This is a genomic window from Streptomyces sp. NPDC089424, from assembly GCF_044749345.1.
Lineage (GTDB): Bacteria > Actinomycetota > Actinomycetes > Streptomycetales > Streptomycetaceae > Streptomyces.
This window is the reverse complement of record NZ_JBIVHU010000001.1, coordinates 583,553-609,765: the sequence shown is the minus strand read 5'-3', so window position 1 is coordinate 609,765 and position 26,213 is coordinate 583,553. Positions and strand designations below refer to the sequence as shown.

The window sequence follows — 26,213 nt, the reverse complement described above, 5'->3', positions numbered from 1 at the left end:
GTCAGGTGGTCCCTTCGGAAGAGGTGGCCGGAGCGGCGGGCGCGGAAGTTTCCTTGACGGAAGCCTCCTCGGCGGGAGCCTCCCTGGAGTGAGCCTCCTCGGCGGGCGGCCCCGAGAGGTCCTCCGCCTCGGGGAGCCCCTCCACGTCGACGCCCCGCACCTGCGCCAGTTCGTGCTTGAGGGCGGCGAGTTCGGTGCCGCCGGCCATGTGGTTGGTCAGCTCCTCCAGGCTCACCTCGCTGCGGTCGGCGCTCAGTTCGAGGGTGCCGAGGCGCAGCACGCTGAAGTGGTCGCCGACCATGTACGCGTGGTGGGGATTGTGGGTGATGAAGATGACGCCGAGGCCACGGTCGCGGGCGGCGGCGATGTACTTCAGGACCACGCCGGACTGCTTGACGCCGAGGGCGGCCGTCGGCTCGTCCAGGATCAGCACGCGGGCGCCGAAGTGCACGGCACGGGCGATGGCGACGCACTGGCGCTGGCCGCCGGACAGCGTGCCGATGGGCTGCTCCAGGTCGTCGAGGACGATGCCCATGTTGCGCAGTTCCTCGTCGGCGGTCCGCTTCATGCGGGCGATGTCCAGGCGGCGCAGCGGCCAGGGCCCCTTGGTGAGCTCGGAGCCGAGGAAGAAGTTGCGCCAGACGGGCATCAGCGGGACCGTCGCAAGGTCCTGGTAGACGGCGGCGATGCCCTTGTCGAGGGCCTCGCGGGGGGTGGCGAAGCGCACCGGCTCGCCGTCCACGAGGAACTCTCCCTCGGTGTGCCGGTGCAGCCCGGAGACGATCTTGATGAGGGTGGACTTGCCCGCGCCGTTGTCGCCGAGGACGCAGGTCACCTTGCCGGGGTGGACCGCGAGGTCGACGCCGTGCAGGGCGCGGATGTTGCCGTAGGACTTGCCGGCGCCGCGCAGTTCGACGAGGGGCCCGCGGCCGCGGGTCGCGGCGTCCTGGGGCGCTGCCTGGGGGGTGGTGGTCATGGCGGTCACCTCCGGGTCGCGGTGCGCTGCACCCACAGATTGATGAGGACGGCCCCGAGCAGCATCACACCGAGGAACGCCTTGAACCAGTCGGGGTTCCACCCCGCGTAGACGATGCCCTGCTGGACCATGCCGAACATGAAGGCGCCGAAGACCGGGCCGATGGCGGAGCCGTGGCCGCCGGTCAGGAGGCAGCCGCCGATGACGGCCGCGGCGATGTAGAGCAGCTCCTGGCCCACACCCTCGCCGGACTGCACGGTGTTGAAGGAGAACAGCTGGTGCATGCCGACGAACCAGGCGCCGAACCCGACCAGCATGAACAGGGTGATCTTGGTGAAGGTCACCGGGACGCCGACCGCGCGGGCGCTCTCCTTGTTGCCGCCGACGGCGAAGATCCAGTTGCCGTACTTGGTGCGCAGCAGCACCCAGGTGGCCAGGGCCGCGAACACGAGCCACCAGACCACGGTGATCTTCACCTGGACGCCGCCGACATCGAAGGAGGAGGCGAACAGCGCCCTGGCCTGCTCGAAGCCGTCCATGGTGCTGATGTCGTCGGTGGCGACGTTGCCGGTGACCATCTTGGTGACGGCGAGGTTCACGCCCTGGAGGATCATGAACGTGCCGAGGGTGACCAGGAAGCTCGGCAACCCGGTCTTCACCAGCACCCAGCCGTTGAACGCGCCGACGCCGACCGAGACCACGAGGGCGAGGATCACGCCCGTCCAGACGTTCAGGGTCAGCTGGTAGCTGAGCATGGCGGCGGTGAGCGCCGAGGTGATCACGGCGACGCCGGCCGACAGGTCGAACTCGCCGCCGATCATCAGCAGGGCCACGGGCAGCGCCATGATGCCGATGGTGGACGCCTGGTAGAGGACCGTGGCCATGGAGCCGCCCTGGCGCAGCGAGGGCGCGGCGATCAGGAAGAAGACGAACACGGCCGCCGCCCCGAGGAAGACGCCCACCTCGGGCCGGGCGAGCAGCCGCACCACCAGCGGCCGTTGCCTGGTGCGTCCGTCGGCCGGCCGGTCGCCGCCGGGCTCCGGCGGTGTCGCCACCGCCGGCGCGGCCTGCTGGGCCATGGACATCACCGGGTGCCCTTCGCGGCGAACGCGGCGATCCGCTCGACGTTGGCCTTGTCGACGAAGGCCGGGCCGGTCAGCACGGGCTGCTCACCGCCGCCGCTGTAGTTGCCGTTGTTCTTGTAGAGCCACAGCCCGTCGATCGCCAGGTACCCCTGGAGGTAGGGCTGCTGGTCGACGGCGAACTGGATGTCACCGCGCTCGATGGCGCCCGTCAGGTCCTTGTTGAGGTCGAAGGTGGCGATCTTGGCCTTGCTGCCCGCCTCGGACACCGACTGCACGGCGGTCATCGCGAAGGGGGCGCCGAGGGCCACGACGTAGTCGATGGCGCCGTCCTGCTTGAGCTTGGCGGTGATGGTCGACTTCACGGAGGGCATGTCGGTGCCGTTGACGTTCAGGACCTCCGTGGTGCCCTCGAACGTCTGCTTCACCCCGTCGCAGCGCTGTGTGAGGCCGACGTTGCCCTGCTCCTGGATGACGCAGACGGCCTTCTTCGCGCCCTCCTCGTTGAGCCGCTTGCCGAGCGCCTCGCCGGCCACGTTCTCGTCCTGCCCGAAGAACTCCATCAGGCCGAGCTGCTTCCAGTCGCTCAGCCCGGAGTTGAGGCCGACGACCGGTATCCCGGCCTGCTCGGCCTTGCCGAGGACGCCCTTGAGCGCGTCCGGCTTGGCGAGGGTGACGGCGATGCCGTCGACCTTCTGGTCGATGGCGTTCTGGACCAGGTTGGCCTGGTTGCCGGCGTTGGGGTCGGCGGAGTAGACGAGCTTGACGTTGTCCTTGGCGGCGGCGGCCTCGGCACCCTTGCGCACGATGTCCCAGAAGGTGTCGCCGGGCGCCTGGTGGGTGACCAGAGCGATCGTCATCCGGGGCGTGGTGGCCTTGCCCGCCGAGGCGCCGTCCGCTCCCTCCTCGGCCTTCTTGCCGCCGGAGCTGCTGGAGCAGCCGGCGAGGACCAGGGCCGAGGCCGCTGCCAGGGCCAGGGCGGAGGTGATTCTGCGAGAGCGGTCCATCTTTCCTGCACCTCACTGTGCGATGGGGGAAAGGCTGTTGTTGGCACGGGATCAAATCCCCTGGCGCGCCCAGTGTCAATACTTTGTTAAGACATCATTTCACGAGCAGGTCCTAATGTTAGAACAAACTGCTACGGTGTGGGCCGGGAGGGACGCCATGATGAGTACTGTCTCCGGGCTCGCCGCCGTGCACTTCGTGCTCGACCGCACCAGCCCCGTGCCGCTGTACCACCAGCTCGCCCAGCAACTGGAGGCGGCCGTCGAGGGCGGTGTCCTCGCTCCGGGCGACCAGCTGGGCAACGAGATCGACCTGTCGGTCCGCCTCGGCCTGTCCCGGCCCACGGTCCGTCAGGCCATCCAGTCCCTGGTCGACAAGGGACTGCTGGTCCGCCGCCGCGGCGTGGGCACCCAGGTCGTGCACAGCAAGGTCAAGCGCCCGCTGGAGCTGAGCAGCCTCTACGACGACCTGGAGGCGGCCGGACAGCAGCCCACCACGCGGGTGCTGCGCAACGAGACGGTGGCGGCCGCCGCCGACGTCGCGGCCGCGCTCGCCGTGCCCGAGGGCGGCGAGGTCGTCGTCCTCGAACGGCTCCGCTTCACCCACGGCAGCCCCGTGGCGTTCCTGTGCAACTACCTGCCCGCGGGCCTGCTTTCACTGGACACCGCCCGCCTGGAGACGACCGGCCTCTACCGCATGCTGCGCGCCACCGGAGTCACCCTGCACAGCGCCCGCCAGACCATCGGCGCCCGCGGCGCCACCGACGAGGAGGCCGCACGCCTCGACGAGCACAGGGGCGCGGCCCTGCTCACCATGCAGCGCACGGCCTACGACGACACCGGCCGTGCCGTGGAGTACGGGACGCACGTCTACCGCGCGTCCCGCTACGCCTTCGACTTCCAGCTCCTGGTACGGCCCTGACCTCGGTGCGCGGCGGCCGGCTTCCAGGCGAGGGAGTACCGGCTACCGCTTGGCGAACGGCCCCTCCAGGGCGGCCCATTGCAACAGCATGATGGTCTTGGCGTCGGCGATCTCGCCGGTGCGGATCATCTCCAGGGCCCTGCCGAAGGGCAGTTCGAGGATCTCGATGTCCTCGCCCTCCTCGTCGAGCCCGCCGCCCTCGTGGGTGCGGGTCGACGGCCCGTAGGCGGCCGCGTAGAAGCTGACGCGCTCGGTGACCGAGCCGGGGCTCATGTAGATGTCGAAGACGTGCTGGACGGCGTCGATGGTGTGCCCGGTCTCCTCGGTCACCTCACGCCGCACGGCCTCCTCCGGGTGCTCGTCCTCGTCGTCGAGCAGCCCGCCGGGCGCTCGATCAGCATGCCGTCGGGATGTCCGTTTACGTACACCGGGAAGCGGAACTGGCGGGTGAGCAGCACGGTCTCGCGGGCGGCGTCGTACAGCAGCATCGTGGCGCCGTTGCCCCGGTCGTGCGTCTCGCGCTCCTGGGTGCTCCAGCTGCCGTCGGCGTGGCGGAAGTCGAAGGTGGTCGTGCGCTCCACGTACCAGTGGCTGGACAGCAGTCTCACGTCCCGCACCCGCACGCGCGGGTTGCCTGTCAGGTCGCGGCCGGTCCGGTCGAGCCCGGTGCGGCCGCGGCGGTCGGGGGTGTCGACGCCCGCGGTCACCGGGCACCGCCCGGACGGAAGGGGAGGAACTCGTTGGTCATGTTCCCGCTTGTATCATCCGGCGCCGTGCACCGACGGAAAAGGGGCCATCGAAACGATGACCCCTCGCCGAACCGTCGGGACGACAGGATTTGAACCTGCGACCCCTTGACCCCCAGTCAAGTGCGCTACCAAGCTGCGCCACGTCCCGGTGCGCCTCACCGCGGAGAACCGCGTGATCGCGCGCTCAGTACTTTACCCCACACCCCCGGACGCGCCGAAGCGGGACCGCAGGCGCGACAATCGCCGTATGGGCACCACACCGGAGGGACGGCGGGCCGGCGCACGGGACCGCGACAACGAGGGCCGCGCCCGCAACGCAAGGCCGCGGGACGGGCTCGGGCGGCCCCTGCCCTACGACGCGGCGGGCGTGGCCCGGCAGCCCGAGGGGGTGGTGCGGACGCCGCCGGAGACGGTCACCGAGGCACAGGCCCTGCTCGACGCGGGCAAGCCCTTCCACGCGCACGAGGTCTTCGAGGACGCCTGGAAGTCGGGACCCGACGAGGAACGCGCCCTGTGGCGCGGCCTCGCCCAACTGGCGGTGGGCCTCACGCACGCCGCCCGCGGCAACACCACGGGCGGGGCCCGGCTGCTGCGCCGCGGCGCGGGCGCGATCGAGGAATGGGCGGCCGGCACGGGCCACGACCGGCCCCACGACCTGGACCTGCCGGGGCTGGCCCGCTGGGCGCGGACGCTGGCGGACGACGTGGAGCGCGGGGTGACGGTGGACGCGGGCACCCGGGCCCCGGCGCTGCGCGCGAGCTGAAGCGCCGCGGGAGGCGGTGGGATCGCCGGCGGTGGGGTGCGGCAGACTCGGGGCGTGCGAAAGATTCATGTCATCGGTATCGGCGCGGGCGACCCCGACCAGCTCACCCTCCAGGCGGTCCGGGCGCTGCGGAGCACGGACGTGTTCTTCCTGCTCGACAAGGGCGAGGTGAAGTCCGACCTCACCCGGCTGCGCAAGGACATGCTCGACGCACACCTGCCGCGGGGCACCTACCGCCTCGTCGAGGCACGTGACCCGGACCGGGACCGCAGCGCGGGCGGCGCGGCCTACTCCCCGGCCGTCGGGGACTGGCGCAGCGCCCGCGCCGGGATCTACGAGCGGCTGATCGCCGAGGAGTTGGGCGAGGACGAGTGCGGGGCCTTCCTGGTGTGGGGCGACCCCGCGCTGTACGACAGCACGCTCGGAATCCTGGAGGAGGTCCGCACCCGCGCCTCGGTCGAGTTCGACTACGACGTCGTGCCCGGCATCAGCAGCGTCTCGGCGCTGGTGGCCCGGCACCGCACGGGCCTGAACCGGGTCGCCCGCCCGGTGCAGATCACCACGGGCCGGCGACTGGCCGAGGGGTTCCCCGAGGGCGTCGACGACGTGGTCGTGATGCTCGACGCCCACCAGACCTTCCGGCAGTACGCCGACCAGGACATCGACATCTACTGGGGCGCCTACATCGGCACGCCGGACGAGATCCTCGCCGCCGGCCCGATCGCGGAGGCGGCGCCCCGCATCGAACGGCTGCGGGCCGAGGCGCGGGAGCGCAAGGGCTGGATCATGGACACCTATCTGCTGCGCCGGAACCCGCACGCCGAGTAGGCGGCACCGGGCCGCGACGCCCGCACCCGCCCCTCGAAGCGGCAGGAGCGCCCCGTCGTACCGCCACGGCGGCTTTCTTGCGCTGCGCGCTGGCGCCGCTTCGGCTGCCGGACACCGCAGCGTCATACCGGGAGGGCACGTTTCGCCCGTCCCCACCTGTCTCGCCTTGCATCCGTCCGCCCCGCTCCTTTCGGGCGCGATGCGGAAGGACGACGTACGCCGTGTCCCTCGTTCCGCCGGCCGCCGCTCTCCCCAGCGCGCTCGCCACCGCCGCCCCCGTCCGCTCCCCCTCCGCCGCGCGCCTCTCCCGCCTGACCCGTCACGGCCTCACCGCGCTCCCGCTGCTGCTCATCGGCGGCTGGGCCCTCGTCGACTGGCCCTCCGTGCGCGACGGCGCCGCCCGGCTCGCCGCCGCCGACCCCGGCTGGCTGCTCGCGGCCCTGTTCTTCACCTGCCTCGGCTGGCCGGCCGCCGCGCTGGTACGGCAGGGCGCCATCCCCGAGCGGCTGCCGCCGGGGCTGCTGATCGCCTCGCAGTTCGCCGCCGGCACCGCGAACCACGTCCTCCCCGCCAGCATCGGTGCCCACGCGGTGACCCTGCGCTTCCTCCAGAGCCAGGGCATATCGCTGGCCCGGGGCACCGCCTCCCTCGCGCTGTACTCGCTGGTCAAGCCGGTCGCGAAGACGGCGGTGCTGATCGTCTTCCTCGTCGCCTTCCCCGGCATGCTGCACCTCGGCGCACTCGTCCCCGACGACAGCACCCTCCTGCTGGTCGCCGCCGGCGTCGGTGTCGCGTGCGTCCTGGCGGGTTGTCTGCTGGCCGTCGTCCCCGCCCTGCGCCGCCCGGCGGTCTGCTTCCTGCGCACCGCCCTGACCGACGCCCGCGTCCTGCACACCCGGCCCGCCCGCGTCCTCGCCCTGTGGGGCGGTGCGGCAGCGACGCCGCTGCTCCAGGGCAGCGTGATCGCCACCGTCGGCTTCTCGCTCGGGCTGGAGCTGTCCTGGGCACAGGTCGTCTTCGCGCTGCTGATCGCCAGCACGGCGGTCGGTGCCGTGCCCGCGCCGGGCGGGATCGGGCCGGTCGACGCGGCGCTGGTGTTCACCATGGCCGCGTTCGGCGCACCGGTGGGCCTGGCGACGGCGACCGTCATCGCCTACCGCGTGCTCACGGTGTGGGTGCCATTGCTGCCGGGGGCACTGGTGCTGTCGGCATTGGTGCACCGCAAGATCCTCTGAGCCCGGACGGGCCCTAACCGGCCCCGAGCCACGCCAGGGCGCCCGGCACGTCGGGTACGGCCGCCGCGCCCGGCGGCAGCGGCGGACGGCTTACGACGACGACGGGAACCCCGAGTTCCCGGGCCGCCGTGAGCTTGGCGGCCGTCGCCGCTCCCCCGCTGTCCTTGGTGACGACCACGTCGATCCGGTGCTCCCGCAACAGCGCCAGCTCGCCGGCGACGGTGAACGGGCCGCGGGCGAGGAGGAGTTCGACGTCAGCGGGCATCGGCGGCGCGGGCGGTTCCACGGACCGTACGACGAAGTGCTGCCCCGTCAGCCCGGCGAAGGCGGCGAGGCCCAGCCGGCCGGTGGTGAGGAACACCCGGCGGCCCAGCCGCGGCAGCACTGCCGCGGCGGCGGCCGGCGAGGCGACCGGATGCCAGTCGTCCCCCGGTCCCGGCCGCCAGCCGGGGCGTCGCAGCACGACGGCCGGAACGCCGCAGCGTGCGGCGGCGCGGACGGCGTTCGCGGTGATCGCTTCGGCGAAGGGGTGCGTGGCGTCGACGACGGCGGACACGTCGTGGGCGCGCAGCCACGCGGCCAGCCCCTCGGCGCCGCCGAACCCGCCGATCCGCACGTCGCCGGCGACGGCCCCCGGCCGCGACACGCGTCCCGCCAGCGAGGTGGTGACCCGGGTCCCCGTACGGGCCGTCAGCGTGGCGGCGAGTTCGCGGGCCTCGGTGGTGCCGCCGAGGATCAGCACGTGAGGGGACATGCCGTCGAGCGTACGAGGTCCGCGGCACCGGCCGGCCCAGCCGCCTCGTCCAGTGGCTGCCCCGCACCCTGGTGGCTATGGTCCGGACATGGGTCCGGTGCGTGCCGTGCTGATCGACATCGACGGTGTCCTCACCGTCTCGTGGCGCCCGCTGCCCGGCGCGGTCGAGGCGCTGCGGGCGATCCGGGACGCCGGGCTGCCGGTCGCGCTCGTCACCAACACGACGTCCCGCACACGCGCCTCGGTCGCCGGGACGCTGGCGGAGGCGGGCTTTCCGGTGACTGCGCGGGACGTCCTGACCGCACCGGCCGCGACCGCCGCGTATCTCACCGAGCACTTCCCGGGGGCGCGGTGCCTGCTGCTGAACAGCGGGGACGTCGCCGAGGACCTGGAGGGCGTGCGGCTGGTGCCCGGCGACGCGGACGCCGGGGCGGAGGCGGTGGACGTCGTGGTGGTGGGGGGCGCCGGGCCGGAGTTCACGTACCCGGCGCTGAACCGGGCCTTCGGGCACCTTCGGCGCGGGGCACGGCTCGTGGCCGTGCACCGCAATCTGTACTGGCGCACGGAGGACGGTCTGCGGCTCGACACCGGCGCGTACCTCGCCGGGCTGGAGCGGGCCGCCGGCACCGAGGCCGTGGTGACCGGCAAGCCGTCGGCCGCGTTCTTCGAGGCGGCGCTCGACCGGCTCGGTGTGCGCGCGGAGGAAGCCCTGATGGTGGGCGACGACATCGAGTCCGACGTCCTCGGGGCGCAGCGGGCCGGGGTGACCGGGGTGCTGGTGCGGACCGGGAAGTACCTGCCCGAGACCCACCGTGCGGCCGACGGCACACCCGACCACGTACTCGACTCCTTCGCCGACGTCCCGTCCCTGCTGGGACTCGACCGGCGGCCCTGATCACGGGAGCTTTCGGGCGAACTCAGCTATCCGCCGCAATGCAATGCTTTCGCAAAACGTGCGGTCGGGATCAAGAGGTGAACTCCGAAACAGACAGCAGACACAAAAGTACGGTGGAGTACCCTCGGACGAATGGGTTCCTCAATCAGAGTGATCCAGTCCCCCGCGGACGCAGTGGGCGCGGACACGAGCGCCTATTGGATTGATGCGATCTGGTCGGCATTGCTGCCGGCATGGATTCGCGCCCCCGCGTCGGCGCCGCTCCAAGGACGTCTTGAACACGTGGCGTGCGACGGGATCGGCCTGACCGTCGTGGAGTGCACCCCGCAGCAGGTGAGCCGGACCCGCAAGCTCATCGCCCGTGACGGGAGAGACGATGTCCTGGTCGACATTCAGGTCACGGGTCACGGCTGGGTGCATCAGGACGGTCGGCACGCGTTTCTGTCCCCGGGTGTCATGACCTTCACCGACAGCACTCGTTCCTATGCGCTGGAGTTCGACGACGAATTCTCGCAGTTGGTGATCCGGGTTCCCCGCGCCAGGCTGTCTCATCGCTCACTGCAAGCGGTAACGGCGGTGGCACTGGATGCGGCGGGGCCGGGCCGACTGGTGGCCGAGTTCTGGAGGGGACTGGAGCGCAAGCACCGTACCGATCCGCAGGGCGTCGAGGCGCTGATACCTCACGCGGTCGGTCTGCTGGACTGGGCTGTGGGATGGGCCAGAGGCGCCGTACCCAGTACGTCGGCGGCGGCGGATATGACCTACGAACGCATTCATCGGTTCGTGCGAAGACATGCCTGCGATCCGAGCACCGATGCGGACATGGCCGCTGCCGCTTGCGGAATCTCTCGCCGGAGCCTCTTCCGCGCCCTCGCCCTCCACGGCGAGTCGTTCACCTCCCTGGTGCGTGCCCAACGCGTCGAGCGCGCTCGTCAGTTGCTGCTCTCGGCCCCCGGTCGGTCGGTGGCCTCGCTGGCCACCGAGTGCGGTTTCGGCGGTGAGACGCAACTGCACCGCGCCTTCCGTGAAGTCACCGGCCTGACGCCCGCCGCATACAGGTCTGCACAGAAAGTCAGCGGTGGCGCAATTCGTCAGTGACTCTGGCACATGGCGCCAGGGCGTCACACCGTCCGTAGGACTAGCCTGTTCATCACGCAATTTCTTGTCGGCTCGACAGGGAGCATCATGGACAGCGCACCCTTCGATGCGAATTACACGGTCAAGGTATGGGAACGACTGCGGGCGGCAGGTAGCCGCGATGCGGTGGTCGACGGTTCGCGGCGAATAAGTGGTACCGAAGCCGCCGACATGATTCTTCGGTTCGCCGGGGCCTTGAGGGAGACAGGGCTCGAAGAGGGGGACGGGGTGGCGCTGTTCGCCAAGAACTCCGCGGAGGCGCTCTTGTTGGCGCCGGCCGTCCACTACGCAGGATTTCGGCTCGTTTTCGTACCACCCGAGCCCGGCGACAGTGAACTTGAAGAGCTTGTTCGGCGTGCCGATGTTAAGGCTCTCCTGTTCGACCCCGTCTTCGACGAACGAGTCCGAAAGATCACTGACCGGACGGGCATTCCTCAGATCCTCGGGATCGGCGCGTCATCGGTCGCGCCTGACTTCTTGGGGATCGCCTCGGCCCACACCGATCATTCGCCCGGTGACGCGGCGGATGGTCGCCACATCGCCACTCTGCTCTACACCGGCGGGACCACCGGGCACCCCAAGCTGGTCACTCATCGCAGCCGTTTCTACACGGCCTTGAGTCGCAACCCGGAGGATTGGTTCCACAATTCGGCGGATCCCAAGTTGTTGATCAGCACGCTCGTGACGCACAGCAGCGGTCACATTTCAGGACTGCTGGGTCTCCTGACGTCCCACACCATCGTGCTGCTGAGAGACTTCGACGCCGGTGATGTGCTGTCCACAATGCAGACCGAACGTGTCACCGCGATGATGACAGTGACGCCGATGCTCTACGAACTGCTCGATCACCCCAGCTGTGTCAGCGGCCGGTGCCCCGCCCTGTCGACCCTCTACTACACCGGTGCCTCCGCGGCGCCCGCCCGGCTCCACCAGGCGATGGAACGCTTCGGTCGAGTTCTGTACCAGATCTACGGTGCGACCGAGACGGGTCTGGTCAGCATGCTCACAGCGGCTGAGCACGATCTGGCGCTGCCCGGGTTGCTGACGAGTTGTGGACGGCCGGCTGCCGGAGTCGAGACGGAGTTGCGGGACGAGAAGGGCGACCCCATTCCGGTGGGCGAGCCGGGCGAACTGTACGTGCGCAGCCGCACGGTGATGGAGGGCTACTGGGAGGACGCGGAGAACACAGCGGAGGTCCTGAACGACGAAGGCTGGTTCCGCAGCGGCGATTTGGCACGACAGGATGCTCGCGGCTACCTCTACATCGTCGATCGGGTGCGCGATGTCATCGTGACGGGGCGTGCGGCGAGCAACGTCTACTCCCGGCTCCTGGACGACTTCCTGGTTTCGCTTCCCGAGATCAGGGACGCGGCCACCATCGGCCTGCCCGACGACGACGGCAAGGAGTGCGTGCACGTGGTGATGGTGCCGGAGGATCCCGCGCGCCTACCGGACCTCGACGAGCTCACACGTCGCATCACCGAGAGGCTGGGCCCCCTGTACACACCCGTCTCCTACACCTTCACGGGTGCTCTCCCGCTGACGGCCGTCGGGAAGACCGACAAGAAGGCCTTGCGCGCGGCTCTCCTGACGACTGAACGGAAAAGCTGCCCGCAGAGCTTGTGACGCGCTGTCGAGATCGTACGAGTCTCGGCCCGCCTAGCGCAGCAGCAGTTGCAGCCCGCCCAGCACCGTCGCGGCGATCACGAGTTGCTCGAACAGCCGTTGGTTGATCCGGTTCACGGCCCATTTGCCGAGGACGGCGCCGGGCACCACGAAGCCGACGAGCGCGGCGTCCAGCAGCAGCGACCGGCCGTCGATCAGCCCGAGTCCCGCGCTGAAGGGCACCTTGGACACGTTGACGATCAGGAAGAAGAACGCGGAGGTGCCCAGGAAGCCCAGCTTCCGGAACCCCGCCGAGAGCAGGTACATCGACATCACCGGGCCACCCGCGTTGGCGACCATCGTGGTGAAGCCGCCGAGGACGCCGTAGGACCGTGCCTTGATGCGGCCCGGTCTGCTGCTCACCGAGTCCGGCTCCTCGCCCGTCGCCTCGCCCGCCCGGCGGCGCCACATCGTCACGCCCGCCATCAGCAGCAGGATCGCCCCGATCGAGGTCCGTACGATCTCGTCGTCGGCCCACACCAGGAACAGCGTGCCGAGCACGACACCCGCCGCGACCGCCGGGAAGAGCCGCCACAGCGTGGGCCAGTGGGCGTGCCGCCGGTAGGTGAGGACCGCGAGCACGTCCCCGGCGATGAGGATCGGCAGCAGCACCCCGGTGGAGGCGCGGGCGGGCAGCACCGCGGCGAAGACGGCGAGGCTGACCGTGTTGGCCCCGCTCACGGCGGTCTTGGAGAAGCCGACCAGGAGCGCGGCGAAGGCGAGGGCGGCGAACTCCCAGCCGGTGATGTGCCAGAGCGTCATCGTGTCCATGCGGACACCGATGCTATGCCCATGCAACTGGCCGCCGTAAGGCGCGTCCCACCGCGTGGAACCGCGCGTTCCCCACGCGGACCCCGAGGGGCGGCCGCTAGGGCCTGTCTGACAATTCGCGTCGTCGCCCGGAGGGCGGCCGGACGGCGTCAGGTGCGTGCTCTCGGGGCGCCGAGCCCTGACCCGCGTACTGGACGTACTCGGGTCAGGGCCCGGTGCGGCGAGAGTGCGTGCATGGCGCCGTCCGGCAGACGGGAATTGTCAGACAGGCCCTTAGGCCCGCTCCACCAGTACGGCGCTGCCCTGTCCCACGCCCACGCACATCGTGGCCAGTCCGCGCCCCGCGCCGGTGCGGCGCATCCGGTGCAGGAGGGTGGTGAGGATGCGGGCGCCCGAGCAGCCGAGCGGATGGCCGAGGGCGATGGCGCCGCCGCTCGGGTTGACCAGCTCCGGGTCGATGCCGAGCCGGTCCACGCAGGCGAGGGCCTGCGCGGCGAACGCCTCGTTGAACTCGGCCTCCTCGATGTCGCCGATGCTCCAGCCGGCGCGCTCCAGCACCTTGCGCGTGGCGGGGACCGGGCCGATGCCCATCACGTCCGGGTGGACGCCGGCCGAGCCCCCGGCGACGTAGCGGCCCATGGACTCCAGCCCCAGTTCGCCGAGCGCCTCCTCGCTGACCAGCAGGAGCCCCGCGGCGCCGTCGTTCATGGGGGAGGCGTTGCCCGCGGTCACCGTGCCGCCCTGACGGAACACGGGCTTCAGCCGCGCCAGCTTCTCGTACGACGTGTCCTCACGGACGCATTCGTCGCTGTCGACCACGACGCCGTCGGGGCGGTGCACCGGCAGGAGTTCGTCGTCGAAGTGGCCGTTCTTGCGGGCGTCGGCGGCCAGCCGGTGGCTGCGCAGCGCGAACTCGTCCTGGCGTTCGCGGGGGACGCCGTACCGCTCGGCGACCTCCTCCGCGGTCTCCCCCATGGACAGCAGGCCGTGCAGTTCCTTCATCGCCGGGTTGACCAGCCGCCAGCCGAGGCGGGTGTCGACGGTCTCCATGCGGTGCGGCAGGGCCTCGTCGGGGCGGGGCAGCACGAAGGGGGCGCGGCTCATGGACTCGGAGCCGCCCGCGATCACGATGTCGGCCTCGCCGGCGGCGACGGTGCGGGCCGCGAGGGTGATCGCCTCCAGGCCGGAGGCGCACAGGCGGTTGACGGTGGCGCCGGGGACCGACTCGGGCAGTCCGGCGAGCAGGGCGGCCATCCGGGCGACGTTGCGGTTGTCCTCGCCTGCCTGGTTGGCGGCGCCCCAGTAGACGTCGTCGACGCGGGCCGGGTCGAGCGCCGGCACCTCGGCGACGAGAGCGCGCACGACCGCCGCGGCGAGGTCGTCGGGACGCACCGGGGAGAGGGCTCCGCGCAGCTTGCCGATGGGGGTGCGGCGGGCGGCCGCGAAGTGGACGGGACGCACGAGGGGACTCCTGACCGGGAGCTGGATCGGCAGCCCCGAAAGTTAATTAGCACCGCTAGTTTTAAACTATAGCCCCCCGTGCACCACCCTGGGAAGATCCGGGCAGGCCTTCACCGACGCCGTCTGGGGGATCCATGGCCGACACCCGCACACACGTGCTCACCGGTACCCGGGGCGCGATCAGCGTCCGGGAATGGTCGCACCCCGCGCCCTCCTTCGTCGCCCTCCTCTCGCACGGCTACGGCGAGCACGTCGGCCGGTACGAGGGCGTGGCCGGGACGCTGCGGGCGCACGGGGCCGCCGTCCTCGGCTCGGACCACATGGGCCACGGCAGGTCTTCGGGCGAGCGCGTGCTGATCGAGGACTTCGAGGACGTGGTCACCGACCTGCACTCGGTCGCCGAACTGGCCCGGGCGGCCCACCCGGGCCTGCCGCTCGTGCTGATCGGCCACTCCATGGGCGGCCTGGTCGCGGCGCGGCACGCCCAGCGCCACGGCGACCACCTGTCCGCGCTCGTGCTGTCCGGGCCCGTGATCGGCTCCTGGGAGACGCCCGGGCGGCTGCTCGCCCACGACGAGATCCCCGACGTCCCCGTCGGCCCGGCCGCCCTCGCGCGCGACCCCGCCGTGGGGGCCGCCTACGCCGCCGACCCGCTCGTCTGGCACGGCCCGATGAAGCGGCCGACGCTTCAGGCGTTCGCCCGCACGCTCAAGGACGTGGCCGAGGGCGGTGACGTGGGCGGACTGCCCATCCTGTGGCTGCACGGCGACGACGACCGGCTGGTGCCGATTGCCGGGAGCCGGGCCGGCGTGGCGCGGCTCAGCGGGGGCGAGATGACCGAGCGGATCTATCCGGGCGCCCGTCACGAGGTGTTCCTGGAGACGAACAGGGCCGAGGTCCTCGCCGACCTGACCGGGTTCCTGGACACGGTGCTCGCACGCTGAGACATGCCCGTTTGCACCGGTTCGCCCGGGGCACCCGCGCCCGCATGGAGTGGTTGCGGCGAGCCGCCTGCGTGGACGAGGACCCCGAGTTGTTCTTCCCCGTGGGCACGACGGGACCGGCACTGAGGGACATCGCGGCCGCCAAGCGCGTCTGCGCCCGGTGCACGGTGATCAGCCAGTGTCTGCATTACGCGCTGAACAGCGGGCAGACGTCCGGCGTGTGGGGCGGGACCGGCGAGCACGAACGCGCCGAACTGCTCCGTACATCGAGGACCAGGGACGACATGAGAGGGAGAAACGCACCATGACCGTCGTGAGGAGCACCCTTCCCGACGACGCCCGGCGCGTCGCCACCGACGCGCTCCAGGAGACCCTGGTGGACCTGCTCGGACTGTCACTGACCGGCAAGCAGGCGCACTGGAACATCGTGGGACCCCGGTTCCGCTCGATCCACCTCCAGCTCGACGAGGTGGTCTCGGCCGCCCGTGGCTTCGCCGACACGGTGGCGGAACGCTCCGCGGCGCTGGGCACCTCGCCCGACGGCCGCCCGGAGACCATCGCCGCCCGTTTCTCGCTGCCCGGCCCCAAGGAGGGCTGGCTGCGCGACAACGAGGTCGTCCAGGTGATGGTGGAGGCCCTGGGGGCGGCGATCGGCGGGCTGCGGTCGCGGATCGAGGCGACCGAGAAGGCCGACCCGGTCACGCAGGACCTGCTCATCTCCATCACCGCGGAGCTGGAGAAGCAGCGGTGGATGTTCGAGGCGGAGAACGCCCCGCGCGAGTGACCACCGCCCGGCATCCCGGTACGAAGGAAGGGCAGCCATGACCGACGCCCTCGAACTCGACGCGCTGTGGGAGGACTTCCACCGCGCGGTGAACATGACCTCGCAGGAACTGGCGGCCTGGCTGCAGGTCCGCGAGGCCGACGAGCAGGCGGAGCCGCCGCCGGAGCGGGCCGGCGTCCCCACCGGGCAGCACGTGCTCGCGATCCTGCAGAAGCGGCGCACCGATCTCACCGAAGAGGACATCGAGGTGATGTACGACGTGGTGGACGCGGTCGACGCCCAGGCCGGCGGGGAGAGCGAGCCCGGCCGGACGCGCCGGCGGCACCAGCTCATGACGCTGGGCCACGACCCGTCGAGACCATGAGCGACGCGCGCCGCGTCGTGCGCGCGCTGCTGGACGCGCACGGGCGGACGTACGCCGAGGAGGCGGGCATCCGGCTGCGGGACACCCCGCAGCCGCTGTACCGCCTCCAGGTGCTGTCCCTGCTGCTCAGCGCCCGGATCCGGGCCTCGGTCGCGGTCGCGACGGCCCGGGCGCTGCACGAGGCGGGCCTGCGCGACCCCCGGCGGACGGCCGGGGCGACCTGGCAGGACCGGGTGGACGCCCTTGGCAGGGGCGGCTACCGGCGCTACGACGAGCGCACCGCCACCCAGCTCGGTGACGGGGCGAAGCTGCTCACCGAACGGTGGGGCGGCGATCTGCGGCGGCTGCGCGAGGAGGCCGGCGGCGAGGTTCCCGAACTGCGCCGGCTGCTCCAGGAGATCCCCGGCGTGGGCCCGGCGGGCGCCGACATCTTTCTGCGCGAGGCCCAGCGCGTGTGGCCCGAGGCCGCTCCGTACCTGGACGCCAAGGCGCTGTCCGGGGCGGAGCGGCTCGGCCTGCCGAAGGACCCCGCCCGGTTGGTGGAACTGGCCGGTGACACCGAACCCGCCGTGCTCGCGGCGGCGCTGGTGCGGGCGGCGCTGGACAAGGACGTCGCCGAGGACAGCCTCCGCCGCGCCGCCGCCTGACCCGAGGGGCGCGGCGGCGCGGCGCCGTCACACGGTGCGGGCGAGGCGGTCGGCGAGCAGTTTGGCGAAGCGCGCCGGGTCGGCCAGGTCGCCGCCCTCCGCGAGCAGGGCCGTGCCGTACAGCAGCTCGGCCGTCTCGGCCAGTTCCGCGTCCGCGCCGCGCTCCTCGTAGGCCGACCGGAGACCGCCGACCAGCGGGTGCTCCGGGTTCAGCTCCAGGATGCGCTTGACCGGCGGGAGTTCCTGGCCCATCGCCCGGTACATCCGCTCCAGGGCCGGGGTGATGCCGTCCGCGTCGTTGACCAGGCACGCCGGGGAACTGGTCAGCCGCGTCGTCAGCCGGACGTCCTTCACCTCGTCGAGTGTCTCGTTCAGCCAGGCCAGCAGGGTCGCGTAGGCGCCCGACCGCTCCTCGGTGACCTCCTGCCCGGCGGGCAGGTCGACCGCGCCCCGCGCCACCGAGCGGAACTCCTTGCCGTCGTGCTGCCGCACCGCCTCGACCCAGATCTCGTCGACGGGGTCGGTGAGCAGCAGGACCTCGTACTCCTTGGCCCTGAAGGCCTCCAGGTGCGGGGAGTTCTCGATCTGGGCCCGGCTCTCGCCGGTCATGAAGTAGATCTTGTCCTGGCCGTCCTTCATCCGGGCGGCGTACTCGGCCAGAGTGGTGGGCTCGTCGCCGGCGGTGGAGGCGAAGGACGCGATGCCGAGGATGGCGCCGTGGTCCTCGGCCGGATCGAGGAGCCCCTCCTTGACGACGGCACCGAACTCCCGCCAGAAGGTGCGGTACTTGTCGGCGTCCTTGCGCATGAGGTCCTTGACCGTCGACAGGACCTTCTTGGCGAGGCGGCGGCGGATCAGCTGGATGTGCCGGTCCTGCTGGAGGATCTCGCGGGAGACGTTCAGCGACAGGTCGGCGGCGTCCACCACTCCCTTGACGAAGCGCAGATGGCCCGGCAGCAGCTCACGGCTGTCGTCCATGATGAACACGCGCTTGACGTAGAGCTGGATGCCGTGACGGGCGTCGCGCTGGAAGAGGTCGTGCGGGGCGCGCGCCGGGACGAAGAGCAGGGCCTCGTACTCGAAGGTGCCCTCCGCGCGCATCTGGATGATCTCCAGGGGCGCCGACCAGTCGTGGCTGATGTGCCGGTAGAACTCCTGGTACTCCTCGTCCTCGACCTCGGACCGCGGGCGGGACCAGAGCGCCTTCATCGAGTTGAGGGTGTCGTCGCCCAGGCGGATGGGGAACGAGATGAAGTCCGAGTACCGCTTGACGATCTCCCGGATCTTCGCTTCCTCGGCATAGTCGTGGAGGGCGTCCTCCTCGTCCGCGGGGCGCAGGTGGAGGGTGACCGACGTGCCCTCCGGCACGTCCTCGACGGTCTCGACGGTGTACGTGCCGTCACCGTCCGACTCCCAGCGCACGCCGGTCTCCTCGCCGGCCCTGCGGGTGATCAGGCGGACCTTGTCGGCGACCATGAAGACGGAGTAGAAGCCGACACCGAACTGGCCGATCAGCTCGGCGGAGTCCTTGTTCTCCTTGTTCTCCTTGCTCTCCCTGAGCCTGCGCAGCGTCTCGGCCGTGCCGGACCGGGCGATGGTGCCGATGAGCCCCACCACGTCCTCGCGCGTCATGCCGATGCCGTTGTCCCGGACGGTCAGCGTGCGCGCGTCCTTGTCCGCCTCGACGGCGATGTGCGGGTCCTCGGCCCGCAGGCTGTCGTCGGTGAGAGCGGCGAGGCGCCGTTTGTCCAGGGCGTCGGACGCGTTGGAGATCAGTTCACGCAGGAAGATGTCCTTGTTCGAGTAGATCGAGTGGACCATCAACTGCAGGAGCTGCCGCGCTTCGGCCTGGAACTCCAGCGTCTCGGTGCTCATCGCGTCCCTTCTCCGGTCGGGTGGTGCGGGCGTGCGGGCCAGGGAAATCTGACACACCGGCAGCGGGGCACACAAGCGCGTCCGGCGCGGCGCGCGGCTACCCGAGACGGCTCAGCGCCGCCGACACCAGCGTCTGCACCCCGGGCAGGAGCACCGAGAGGTCAGGCGCGAAGAGCGGGCTGTGGTTGCCGGGCACGTTGCCCAGCCGCTCCAGCAGCCCCTCCCCCGGCGCCGCCTCCCACACCTCGGCCGGCGTCGTCGTGACGTACCAGTAGTCGTACGGCACTCCCCGCGGCGCCAGCAGGGAGAAGTCCTCGCTGCCCATCGCGGGACCGAAGGCGAACACCGTGTGCTCGCCGAACAGTTCGCGGTGCACGGCGGCGATCTCCTCGTCGAGGGCGGCGTCGTTGACGGTGTTGGGATACCCCGGGCGGACGTCGATCGCGGGCGGGCGCGGGCAGCCGGCGGCCTGGCACTCGCCGGTGACGATGCGGTGCACGGCGGCCAGGACGCGTTCGCGTACCTCGGGGTCCTGGGTGCGCAGGTTCAGCGCGAGCCGGGCCTCGGCGGGGATGATGTTGGCCTGCGTACCGGCGTGGAACTGCCCTACGGTCAGCACCGCCGAGTGCGCCGCCGCGACCTCGCGGGACACCACCGACTGGAGCCGGGTGACGATGTACGCGCCTGTGACCAGCGGGTCGACGGTCGACTCGGGGCGTGAGCCGTGGCCGCCGACGCCGTGCACGACGACGTCGACGTCGTCGGAGGCCGACATGATCAGGCCAGGGGTGTGTGGGTAGAACCCGGCGGGACCGGGCGCGGCGTGCTGCCCGAAGAGCACGTCGGGGCGGGGGAATCGGGTGTGCACCCCGTCCGCGACCATCGCCGACGCGCCGCCGTCGGCCTCCTCGGCGGGCTGCCCGACCACCACGACCGTGCCCGACCAGGCCGCCCGGCCGGCCGCGAGCGCCTCGGCGGCACCGACCAGCCAGGTCACGTGGAGATCGTGCCCGCAGGCGTGCATCACACCGTCGACGGTGGAGGCGTGGGCAAGCCCCGTCGCCTCGTGCACGGGCAGCGCGTCCATGTCGCCGCGCAGCCAGACGACCGGGCCGTCCCCGTTGGCCAGCACGCCGACGACGCCGGTGCGGCCGACGCCCTCCGTCACCTCGTAGCCCGCGGCACGCAGCCGGCCGGCCAGCTTGGCGGCGGTGCGATGTTCCTGGAAGGCGAGTTCGGGGTGGCGGTGCAGATCGCGGTAGAGGTCCTCCAGTTCGTCGCGCTTGAGGCCGGCGGTGAGTTCGAGGGCGAGGCGGGCTGCGGCGGCGGGTTCGCTCATGGCTGCTTCGTTCTCCTCCGACAGGGGGCACGCTCGCCCACGGGGGTCACGTGCGGGGTTGCTGAGGCCTGCGACGGCCATCCTGCCGCGTGCCGCGGAGCCGGGCCATCCGCTCGGGTGATCATGAGCACCACGCCGCTGCCGGTACGCTGTGGCAGCTGCGGCAACCCTCCACCTCACCCGCACCGGCGGTGAGTTACGGCCTGCGGCGCCGAGACTTCACACAGCATGAGGATGAATCACAGGTGCTCATAGCGGGCCGGTACCAGCTGCAGGATCCGATCGGGCGCGGTGCGATGGGAGAGGTCTGGCGGGCGTACGACGAGACGCTCGGCAGACGGGTCGCCGTCAAGCTGCTGCTGCCCCAGGACTCCGACCCCACCGCCGCCTCGCGCTTCCGCCTGGAGGCGCAGACCGCCGGACGGCTGCATCACCCGTACGTGGTGGGCGTACTGGACTTCGGTACGTACGAGGACCGGCTGTTCCTCGTGATGGAGCTGGTCGACGGCGACAGCCTCGCCGGTCTGCTCGCCCAGTCGGGCCCGCAGCCGGCCGCGCGCGTGGCGCAGATGGCCTCGCAGGCGGCGGCCGGCCTGGCCGCGGCCCACCAGCAGGGCATCGTGCACCGCGACATCAAGCCGGCCAACCTGCTGCTGGACGCGGACGGCACCCTCAAGATCGGCGACTTCGGCATCGCCCGGTTCCTCGACGACCCGGCCGCCGCGCTCACCGCCACCGGACAGATCGTCGGCACCAGCCTCTACCTCGCCCCGGAACGCGCGCTCGGCCGCCCGGCGGGGCCGGCCAGCGACGTGTACTCGCTGGGCTGCGTGCTGTACCAGTTGCTCACCGGGCGTCCACCGTTCCAGGCGGACACCCCGATCGCCATCCTCCACCAGCACCTGGACGCCAGTCCGGTGCCGCCGCGGCAGCTCGGCGCCGAACTCCCGCCCGCCTTCGAGAGCTATCTACTGGGCCTGCTGGCCAAGGAGCCCGAGCACCGGCCCGGCGCGGCCCAGGTCGCCGACTGGTTCGCGGCCGGCGCCTGGCAGGGCCGCCCCGAGCCACTGCCCGCCACGGCGCCGGTGCCCGTGCCCTCCCCGTCGCCGCCGGCCGGCGGTACGGGACCCGCGACGACGTACATGCTGCCGTCCTCGACCAGGACCGCGTCCCGGCGTCGCGGCCGGCCGGCGGCCCGCAGCGGGCTGCTGCAGCCCCGCATGCTGGGGGCCGCCGCCGCGCTGGCCCTGTTCCTGGCGGCGGTGGTCGCCGGCATGCTGTGGTTCTCGCCCGACGACACGGCGACCGAGGGCTCCCGCACGGACTCCCCCAGCGGCACGCCCACGGCCTCCGTCGGCACGATCACGACGGGCGGCGCCCCCGCGTCGGATCCGTCCTCACCGTCGGCGGGCTCCGCCGCCCCGGCCGCCGGGACGTCCCCGTCGCCCGTCGCGACCGGGACGCAGGAGAGGTCCGGGAAGGAGCGGCACGACCGGCGACGCGACGGGGACGACGGCGGCGACGGCGAGAGGGACGGCGACGAGGGAGACGACGGGGAGGACTGACGTCCCGCGCGCACCCGGCACACGGCGTGCGGGGCTCCGGTGCCCCCGTCCGTCCCGGGTGTGCGGCACCGGAGCCCCGCGGCTCCCCACCGCCATGATGGCCGGGCCCGGAAACCCCGCGCATTGCCGTGTTCCGGCAGAGTTGACTACCCTCCCGATGCCGCATGCCGTCAAGAAGGCGTCAAAAGACGTCAGGACGGCGTCGAAGAGGCGGGCGGGACGGGGCGGAGTGAGCGTGACGGCGAACGAGGACGGCTACCTGCGGGGCTACGCCGACATGCTGACGGAGGTCTCGGCCACCGGGCGCCGCCCGACCCGCGACGAGCTGGAGGAGCGCCGCGCCCTCGGGGAACGGGCCGCGGAGGCCGGGCACGGCCTGCGCGCGCTGGTGCGTCAGCACCTCGACGCCACACGCGCCTGGTGGCCCGGCGCGCCCGCCACGGCCGACAGCGTGCTGGCCGCGGTCGCCCAGGCGGTGGACGCCTTCGCCGAGGGCTACGAGCGGGCGCAGCACCTGGCGGTACGTCAGGAGGAGGCGGCGCGCCGGGAGTTCATCGACGACCTGCTCTACGGACGCAGTGACCTCGGACGGCTGGCGGAACGGGCCGAGCGGTTCGGGCTGGTGCTGTCCGGGGCGCACGCGGTCGCGGTCGCCGAGGGCCCCGAGGCCTACGCGGACACCCACCCGGTGACCCGCCGTGTGGAGACCGCACTGATAGCCCGCTTCGGCGACCGGCGCATCCTGCTGGCCACCAAGAACGGGCAGCTGATCTGCATCGCGCCCGGCGACCAGGACGAGGTGCTCGCCTTCTTCGCCAAACAGGCCCACGCCGCGACGGGGGCCGGGCGGGTGGCCGTCGGACGGCCGCAGCCCGGCGCGGGCGGCGTGGTCCACTCGTACGAGGAGGCCCTCAGTACGCTGCAGCTGGCCGAGCGCCTCGCGCTGGACGACCCGGTGGTGCGCGCCGCCGAGCTGCTGGTCTATCCGGTGCTCACCCGGGACCGGCAGGCCATGGCGGACCTGGTGCTGAGCGTTCTGGGCCCGCTGCGCGGGGCCCGGGGCGGCGCCGAGCCGCTGCTGCGTACGCTGGAGGTGTACTTCGACGCGGGCTGTGTCGCGGCCGAGGCGGCGCGGCGGCTCGCGCTCAGCGTGCGCGCCCTGACCTACCGCCTGGAGCGCATCCACGAGCTGACCGGCGCCAACCCGGCCGGTCCGATGCACCGTTACACGCTCCAGACGGCCGTGATCGGCGCCCGGCTGCTGGACTGGCCCGCCCAGGAACTCTGAGGTCCCGGGCGGGCCGCCGCCGTGCCGCTCAGCCGGTGATCTCGGCCTTCTCGGCCGCGCCGTCCCGCCGGGTGACGCCCTTCAGCAGCTCGGCGAGGTCGACGCCGGTGGTGGCGCCGAGGAGTTCGATCCCCTGGGTGACGTTGTCGGCGACCGCGCGGGGGATCCGGCCGGCCCCGTCGGTGGAGATCACGGTCATCTTCTGCACCGCCGAAAGGGGTTCGGACGCCTTGGCGACGACCTGCGGCAGCACCTCGACCAGCATCTGGAGCACGGCGGCGTCGCCGTACCGTCCGAAGGCGTCGGCCTTCTGCCGCATGGCCTCCGCCTCGGCCGCGCCCTTCGCGCCGATCGCCGACGCCTCGGCCTCGCCCTCCAGACGGACCGCCTCCGCGATCGCCGCCCGCCGGGAGCGCTCGGCCTCGCCCTGCTTGAGGCCCTCGATCGCCTCCGCCTCCGCCAGTGCCCCGCGCCGCTGCTTCTCGCCCTCACCGGTCAGCCGGGACCGCTCGGCCTCCGCCTGGGCCGCCGCGATCTCGGCCAGCCGCTCGGCCTCGGCCTGCTTGACCCGTGCCACCCGCCTGGCCTCGGCCTCCTGCTCGGCGGCGTAGCGCCGGGCGTCGGCGGGCTTGCGCACCTCGGTGTCGAGCTGGCGGTCCTTCAGCGCGGCCTGCCGCTCGGCGACCTTCTCCTGCTGGGTGAGGACGTCCTGCTGCCGGGCCGCCTCCGCGAGGGGTCCGGCGGCGGCCGCCCGCGCCGCCGCGGCGTCCGTCTCGGCCTTGATCTCGGCCTGTCGCAGTGCGAAGGTCCGCTGGGCGACGGCGATCTCCTCCTCGGCCTTCAGCCGTGCCTGCTCGGCCGCCCGCCGGGCCTCGGCCTCGGCGATGTCGGCCTCCTGCCGGGCGCGCGCCGCCTCGGGGCGGCCGAGGTCCTCCAGGTAGGAGCCCTCGGTGGTGATGTCCTGGATCTGGAAGGCGTCGAGCACCAGGCCCTGTCCGGACAGGCTGGCCTCGGCCTCCTCGGCGACCTGCCCGGCGAAGGCGGCCCGGTCACGGATGATGTCCTCCACCGACATCCGCCCGACGATGGCCCGCAGGGCGCCGGAGAGCACTTCCTGGGTGAAGCCGACGATCCCGTCCTGCTGCATCAGGAACCGCTGTGCCGCCGCGCGGATCGAGTCCTCGGTGCCGCCGACCTTCACGATGGCGACGCCCTCGAGATGGGCCTTGATCCCGCGCAGGGTGACCGCGCCCCGCACGGCCACCGGAATGTGCCGCGAGGACAGGTCGAGCGTGAACCGCTGCTGCACGAACGGCACCACGAAGACCCCGCCGCCGACGACGACCTTCTGCCCGCTGTTGTCGGTGAAGACCCGGCCGGTGTCCGGATCGGTGGCCGGCTTGCCGCGCCGGCCGGTGACGATGAACGCCTCGCTCGGCCCGGCCACCTTGTACCGGCCGGCCACCACCAGAGCGAGCAGGACGAGGAGTACGACGACCCCCACCACGGCGACCACCACTGGATTCACGACAAACGCCCCCGTTCCAAGAGCTGGACATGTACGAGAAGGTGTGCCCCGGCACTCAGCGGACCGGGCGCACCACGACGGAGGTCGCGGACGGTGCCGACTCCACCCACACCTCGGCGCCCCTGGCCACCGGCCCAGCGCTGCGTGCGGCGAACTTCACCGGCTGGCCGACGAGTTGGAGCAGCACCTCACCGAAGCCGCCGTCCGGGATCGGGGTCACGACGCTGCCGGAGCTGCCCACGAGGTCCTCGCCGCGCGGCGCGAGGGCCGACCGGTCCGACATCAGGGCGCGGCCGAGCCGGTACGTCAGCCAGGCCGTGCCCACCCCGCACAGGGCGCCGCATCCGGCGGCGAGGGCCGGCCCGGCCCCCGTCACCCCGGTGGCGAGAACTCCGCCGAAGCCGGTCGCCGCCAGGAACCCGGCGACGACCGGCAACGACAGCCACCCGTCGAGGACACCGTCCAGCGCGCCGTCGAGCACGCCCTCCAGCACCCCGTCGAGCACCAGCGCCAGAGCGAGCAGCACGACCCCCGTGATGCCGATTCCCAGGAACCAGGCCATGCGTGCCGCCCCCGTCCCGCCCCTCGCCGGTCTCCCCGTTGACGAGATCCTGACACGCGGCGTCGCGGGGTTTCACTGCCGGGTTCCGGCAATCTTTACGCCTTGTTGATGCCGACGTCCGGAATCTCCGGCAGGCCCAGCAGGCGCGTGAGCGTGCGGAGCACCCCGTTGTCCGTGTTGGCCGGTGCCAGGTGGCGGGCGCGCCGCACGACCTGCGGATGGGCGTTGGCCATGGCGTAGGACCACTCGGCCGTGTCGAGCATCTCCAGGTCGTTGAGGTAGTCGCCGAACACCACGGTCTGCGCGGGCGTGATGCCCAGTTCGCGCTGGAGGCGGCGGACGGCGGCGCCCTTGTTCGCGGTGCGGTTCATGAGGTCGACCCAGTGCGCGCCGGAGACGACGACCTGGTGGGTGGCGCCGAAGCGGGCGAGGGCCGGGGCGGTGACGCGTTCCACGGGGCCGAAGTCGTGGAGGGCGACCTTGAGGACGTCGTCGTCGACCGCGCTGACGTCGTCGACGACGCGGTGCTCGACGTAGTACTTGCCGACCTCCGCCAGGAAGGGCGCGTCGGCCCGTTCGACGTAGGCGGAGCGCTTGCCGCAGACGACGGCGCCGACGTCGACGCCGTCCGCCGCGAGCCGCCGTACCTCCTGGACGACGTCCGTGACGACGGCGGGGGCCAGGGTGTCGGAGCTGAGTTCCACGCCGTCGCGCACGACGTAGGTGCCGTTCTCGGCGATGAACACCATGCCCTCGGCGGCCGGGGCGAACTCCCGTGCCAGCGTGGCGTACTGGCGGCCGCTCGCCGGGCTGAACAGCACCCCGCGCTCCTTCAGCCGCTCCAGCACCTCCCACAGTCCGGCGGGGACGCGCTTGTCGTCGTCCAGGAGCGTGCCGTCCATGTCGGTGACGACGAGGCGGATGTCGGCCGTGCCGGGCGGCGGGGTGGCGGACGGGGTGGGCAGGGTCGCGTGGGAGTGGGGCATGTCCTGTTTCCTGAGGCGCTCGGCCGCTGCCCTGGGGTGCTCGGTCGCGCGCCGCTCGTCGTTCCGGGTGCGGCCGTCAACCCTACCCA

General features: G+C 72.0%; 25 protein-coding genes, 1 tRNA gene and 1 pseudogene. 14 read left to right on the top strand and 13 right to left on the bottom strand.

Annotated features, from left to right (window positions below; translation table 11 throughout):
* Position 1 precedes the first annotated feature (1 nt).
* Genes ACIP2X_RS02585 through ACIP2X_RS02575 form a run of 3 tightly spaced genes read right to left on the bottom strand, consistent with a single transcriptional unit; the run spans position 2 to position 3,065 of the window.
* Positions 2-976, bottom strand: a complete 975-nt coding sequence (locus ACIP2X_RS02585; protein WP_401666502.1) for an ATP-binding cassette domain-containing protein — start codon at positions 974-976, stop codon at positions 2-4.
* A gap of 5 nt (positions 977-981) precedes the next feature.
* Positions 982-2,061: an ABC transporter permease gene (locus ACIP2X_RS02580; RefSeq protein WP_401666499.1), complete on the bottom strand. Its 1,080-nt coding sequence runs from the start codon at positions 2,059-2,061 to the stop codon at positions 982-984.
* Positions 2,061-3,065, bottom strand: a complete 1,005-nt coding sequence (locus ACIP2X_RS02575; protein WP_401666496.1) for a sugar ABC transporter substrate-binding protein — start codon at positions 3,063-3,065, stop codon at positions 2,061-2,063. The genes ACIP2X_RS02580 and ACIP2X_RS02575 overlap by 1 nt, the downstream gene beginning before the upstream one ends.
* 157 nt (positions 3,066-3,222) lie before the next feature.
* Here ACIP2X_RS02575 and ACIP2X_RS02570 point away from each other — a divergent pair, with 157 nt between their 5' ends.
* Entirely contained in the window at positions 3,223-3,984 is a 762-nt protein-coding gene (locus ACIP2X_RS02570) for a GntR family transcriptional regulator (RefSeq protein WP_401666493.1), read from the top strand.
* Positions 3,985-4,026: 42 nt separating this feature from the next.
* Here ACIP2X_RS02570 and ACIP2X_RS02565 read toward each other — a convergent pair.
* Positions 4,027-4,691, bottom strand: a pseudogene (locus tag ACIP2X_RS02565) (NUDIX domain-containing protein).
* Positions 4,692-4,807: 116 nt separating this feature from the next.
* A tRNA-Pro gene (locus ACIP2X_RS02560) sits at positions 4,808-4,881 on the bottom strand.
* Positions 4,882-4,980: 99 nt separating this feature from the next.
* Between ACIP2X_RS02560 and ACIP2X_RS02555 the strand changes: the two genes are divergently transcribed.
* From ACIP2X_RS02555 to ACIP2X_RS02545, 3 genes are all read left to right on the top strand, one after another.
* Complete coding sequence (locus ACIP2X_RS02555; protein WP_401666490.1) at positions 4,981-5,496, top strand: DUF309 domain-containing protein; 516 nt, start codon at positions 4,981-4,983, stop codon at positions 5,494-5,496.
* Between the two features lie 54 nt (positions 5,497-5,550).
* Positions 5,551-6,324 carry a precorrin-6A synthase (deacetylating) gene (cobF, locus tag ACIP2X_RS02550; protein WP_401666487.1) on the top strand — a complete coding sequence of 258 codons (774 nt, stop codon included), beginning with the start codon at positions 5,551-5,553 and terminating at the stop codon, positions 6,322-6,324.
* 221 nt (positions 6,325-6,545) lie between these two features.
* Entirely contained in the window at positions 6,546-7,559 is a 1,014-nt protein-coding gene (locus ACIP2X_RS02545) for a YbhN family protein (RefSeq protein ID WP_401666484.1), read from the top strand.
* 13 nt (positions 7,560-7,572) lie between these two features.
* Here ACIP2X_RS02545 and ACIP2X_RS02540 read toward each other — a convergent pair whose 3' ends face one another.
* Entirely contained in the window at positions 7,573-8,313 is a 741-nt protein-coding gene (locus ACIP2X_RS02540) for a cobalt-precorrin-6A reductase (RefSeq protein WP_401666481.1), read from the bottom strand.
* Positions 8,314-8,401: 88 nt separating this feature from the next.
* Between ACIP2X_RS02540 and ACIP2X_RS02535 the strand changes: the two genes are divergently transcribed.
* The 3 genes from ACIP2X_RS02535 (at position 8,402) to ACIP2X_RS02525 (ending at position 11,971) form a co-directional block, all read left to right on the top strand.
* Complete coding sequence (locus tag ACIP2X_RS02535; RefSeq protein WP_401666479.1) at positions 8,402-9,208, top strand: TIGR01458 family HAD-type hydrolase; 807 nt, start codon at positions 8,402-8,404, stop codon at positions 9,206-9,208.
* 132 nt (positions 9,209-9,340) lie between these two features.
* Positions 9,341-10,306 carry an AraC family transcriptional regulator gene (locus ACIP2X_RS02530; protein WP_401666477.1) on the top strand — a complete coding sequence of 322 codons (966 nt, stop codon included), beginning with the start codon at positions 9,341-9,343 and terminating at the stop codon, positions 10,304-10,306.
* A gap of 87 nt (positions 10,307-10,393) precedes the next feature.
* On the top strand, positions 10,394-11,971 hold the full coding sequence (locus ACIP2X_RS02525; RefSeq protein WP_401666475.1) for an AMP-binding protein: 1,578 nt from the start codon (positions 10,394-10,396) through the stop codon (positions 11,969-11,971).
* A 33-nt stretch (positions 11,972-12,004) separates the two neighbouring features.
* Here the strand turns inward: ACIP2X_RS02525 and ACIP2X_RS02520 are convergent, their stop codons facing one another.
* Positions 12,005-12,781, bottom strand: a complete 777-nt coding sequence (locus ACIP2X_RS02520) for a sulfite exporter TauE/SafE family protein (RefSeq protein ID WP_401666473.1) — start codon at positions 12,779-12,781, stop codon at positions 12,005-12,007.
* Positions 12,782-13,054: 273 nt separating this feature from the next.
* A complete protein-coding gene (locus ACIP2X_RS02515) occupies positions 13,055-14,242 on the bottom strand; it encodes a thiolase family protein (RefSeq protein ID WP_401666470.1) in 1,188 nt (395 codons plus the stop codon).
* A gap of 134 nt (positions 14,243-14,376) precedes the next feature.
* Between ACIP2X_RS02515 and ACIP2X_RS02510 the strand changes: the two genes are divergently transcribed.
* From ACIP2X_RS02510 to ACIP2X_RS02490, 5 genes are read left to right on the top strand one after another with little or no spacing between them, the layout of a single operon-like run.
* Positions 14,377-15,186 carry a lysophospholipase gene (locus tag ACIP2X_RS02510; RefSeq protein WP_401666467.1) on the top strand — a complete coding sequence of 270 codons (810 nt, stop codon included), beginning with the start codon at positions 14,377-14,379 and terminating at the stop codon, positions 15,184-15,186.
* A 44-nt stretch (positions 15,187-15,230) separates the two neighbouring features.
* Positions 15,231-15,494: a WhiB family transcriptional regulator gene (locus tag ACIP2X_RS02505; protein ID WP_401666463.1), complete on the top strand. Its 264-nt coding sequence runs from the start codon at positions 15,231-15,233 to the stop codon at positions 15,492-15,494.
* The gene (locus ACIP2X_RS02500; protein ID WP_401666460.1) at positions 15,491-15,970 is read left to right on the top strand and encodes a Dps family protein; all 480 of its coding nucleotides are present in this window, start codon (positions 15,491-15,493) and stop codon (positions 15,968-15,970) included. Before ACIP2X_RS02505 ends, ACIP2X_RS02500 begins: the two co-directional genes overlap by 4 nt.
* Before the next feature lie 37 nt (positions 15,971-16,007).
* The gene (locus ACIP2X_RS02495; protein WP_401666457.1) at positions 16,008-16,334 is read left to right on the top strand and encodes a DUF3140 domain-containing protein; all 327 of its coding nucleotides are present in this window, start codon (positions 16,008-16,010) and stop codon (positions 16,332-16,334) included.
* Positions 16,331-16,981, top strand: a complete 651-nt coding sequence (locus ACIP2X_RS02490; protein WP_401666455.1) for an endonuclease — start codon at positions 16,331-16,333, stop codon at positions 16,979-16,981. Before ACIP2X_RS02495 ends, ACIP2X_RS02490 begins: the two co-directional genes overlap by 4 nt.
* 27 nt (positions 16,982-17,008) lie before the next feature.
* On the opposite strand, the gene htpG is transcribed toward ACIP2X_RS02490, so the two are convergent.
* Complete coding sequence (gene htpG, locus ACIP2X_RS02485) at positions 17,009-18,856, bottom strand: molecular chaperone HtpG (protein ID WP_401666452.1); 1,848 nt, start codon at positions 18,854-18,856, stop codon at positions 17,009-17,011.
* A gap of 97 nt (positions 18,857-18,953) precedes the next feature.
* Positions 18,954-20,195 carry an amidohydrolase gene (locus tag ACIP2X_RS02480; protein WP_401666450.1) on the bottom strand — a complete coding sequence of 414 codons (1,242 nt, stop codon included), beginning with the start codon at positions 20,193-20,195 and terminating at the stop codon, positions 18,954-18,956.
* Between the two features lie 245 nt (positions 20,196-20,440).
* Between ACIP2X_RS02480 and ACIP2X_RS02475 the strand changes: the two genes are divergently transcribed.
* Positions 20,441-21,760 carry a serine/threonine-protein kinase gene (locus ACIP2X_RS02475; protein ID WP_401666447.1) on the top strand — a complete coding sequence of 440 codons (1,320 nt, stop codon included), beginning with the start codon at positions 20,441-20,443 and terminating at the stop codon, positions 21,758-21,760.
* 277 nt (positions 21,761-22,037) lie between these two features.
* Positions 22,038-23,048, top strand: a complete 1,011-nt coding sequence (locus tag ACIP2X_RS02470; protein WP_401668805.1) for a PucR family transcriptional regulator — start codon at positions 22,038-22,040, stop codon at positions 23,046-23,048.
* A 28-nt stretch (positions 23,049-23,076) separates the two neighbouring features.
* Here ACIP2X_RS02470 and ACIP2X_RS02465 read toward each other — a convergent pair whose 3' ends face one another.
* The 3 genes from ACIP2X_RS02465 to ACIP2X_RS02455 form a co-directional block, all read right to left on the bottom strand.
* Positions 23,077-24,576: an SPFH domain-containing protein gene (locus tag ACIP2X_RS02465; protein WP_401666444.1), complete on the bottom strand. Its 1,500-nt coding sequence runs from the start codon at positions 24,574-24,576 to the stop codon at positions 23,077-23,079.
* Between the two features lie 55 nt (positions 24,577-24,631).
* Positions 24,632-25,138 (bottom strand): hypothetical protein, encoded by a 507-nt coding sequence (locus ACIP2X_RS02460; protein ID WP_401666442.1) that lies wholly within the window; start codon positions 25,136-25,138, stop codon positions 24,632-24,634.
* A 95-nt stretch (positions 25,139-25,233) separates the two neighbouring features.
* Positions 25,234-26,124 carry a Cof-type HAD-IIB family hydrolase gene (locus ACIP2X_RS02455; protein WP_401666439.1) on the bottom strand — a complete coding sequence of 297 codons (891 nt, stop codon included), beginning with the start codon at positions 26,122-26,124 and terminating at the stop codon, positions 25,234-25,236.
* Between the last annotated feature and the right edge of the window lie 89 nt (positions 26,125-26,213).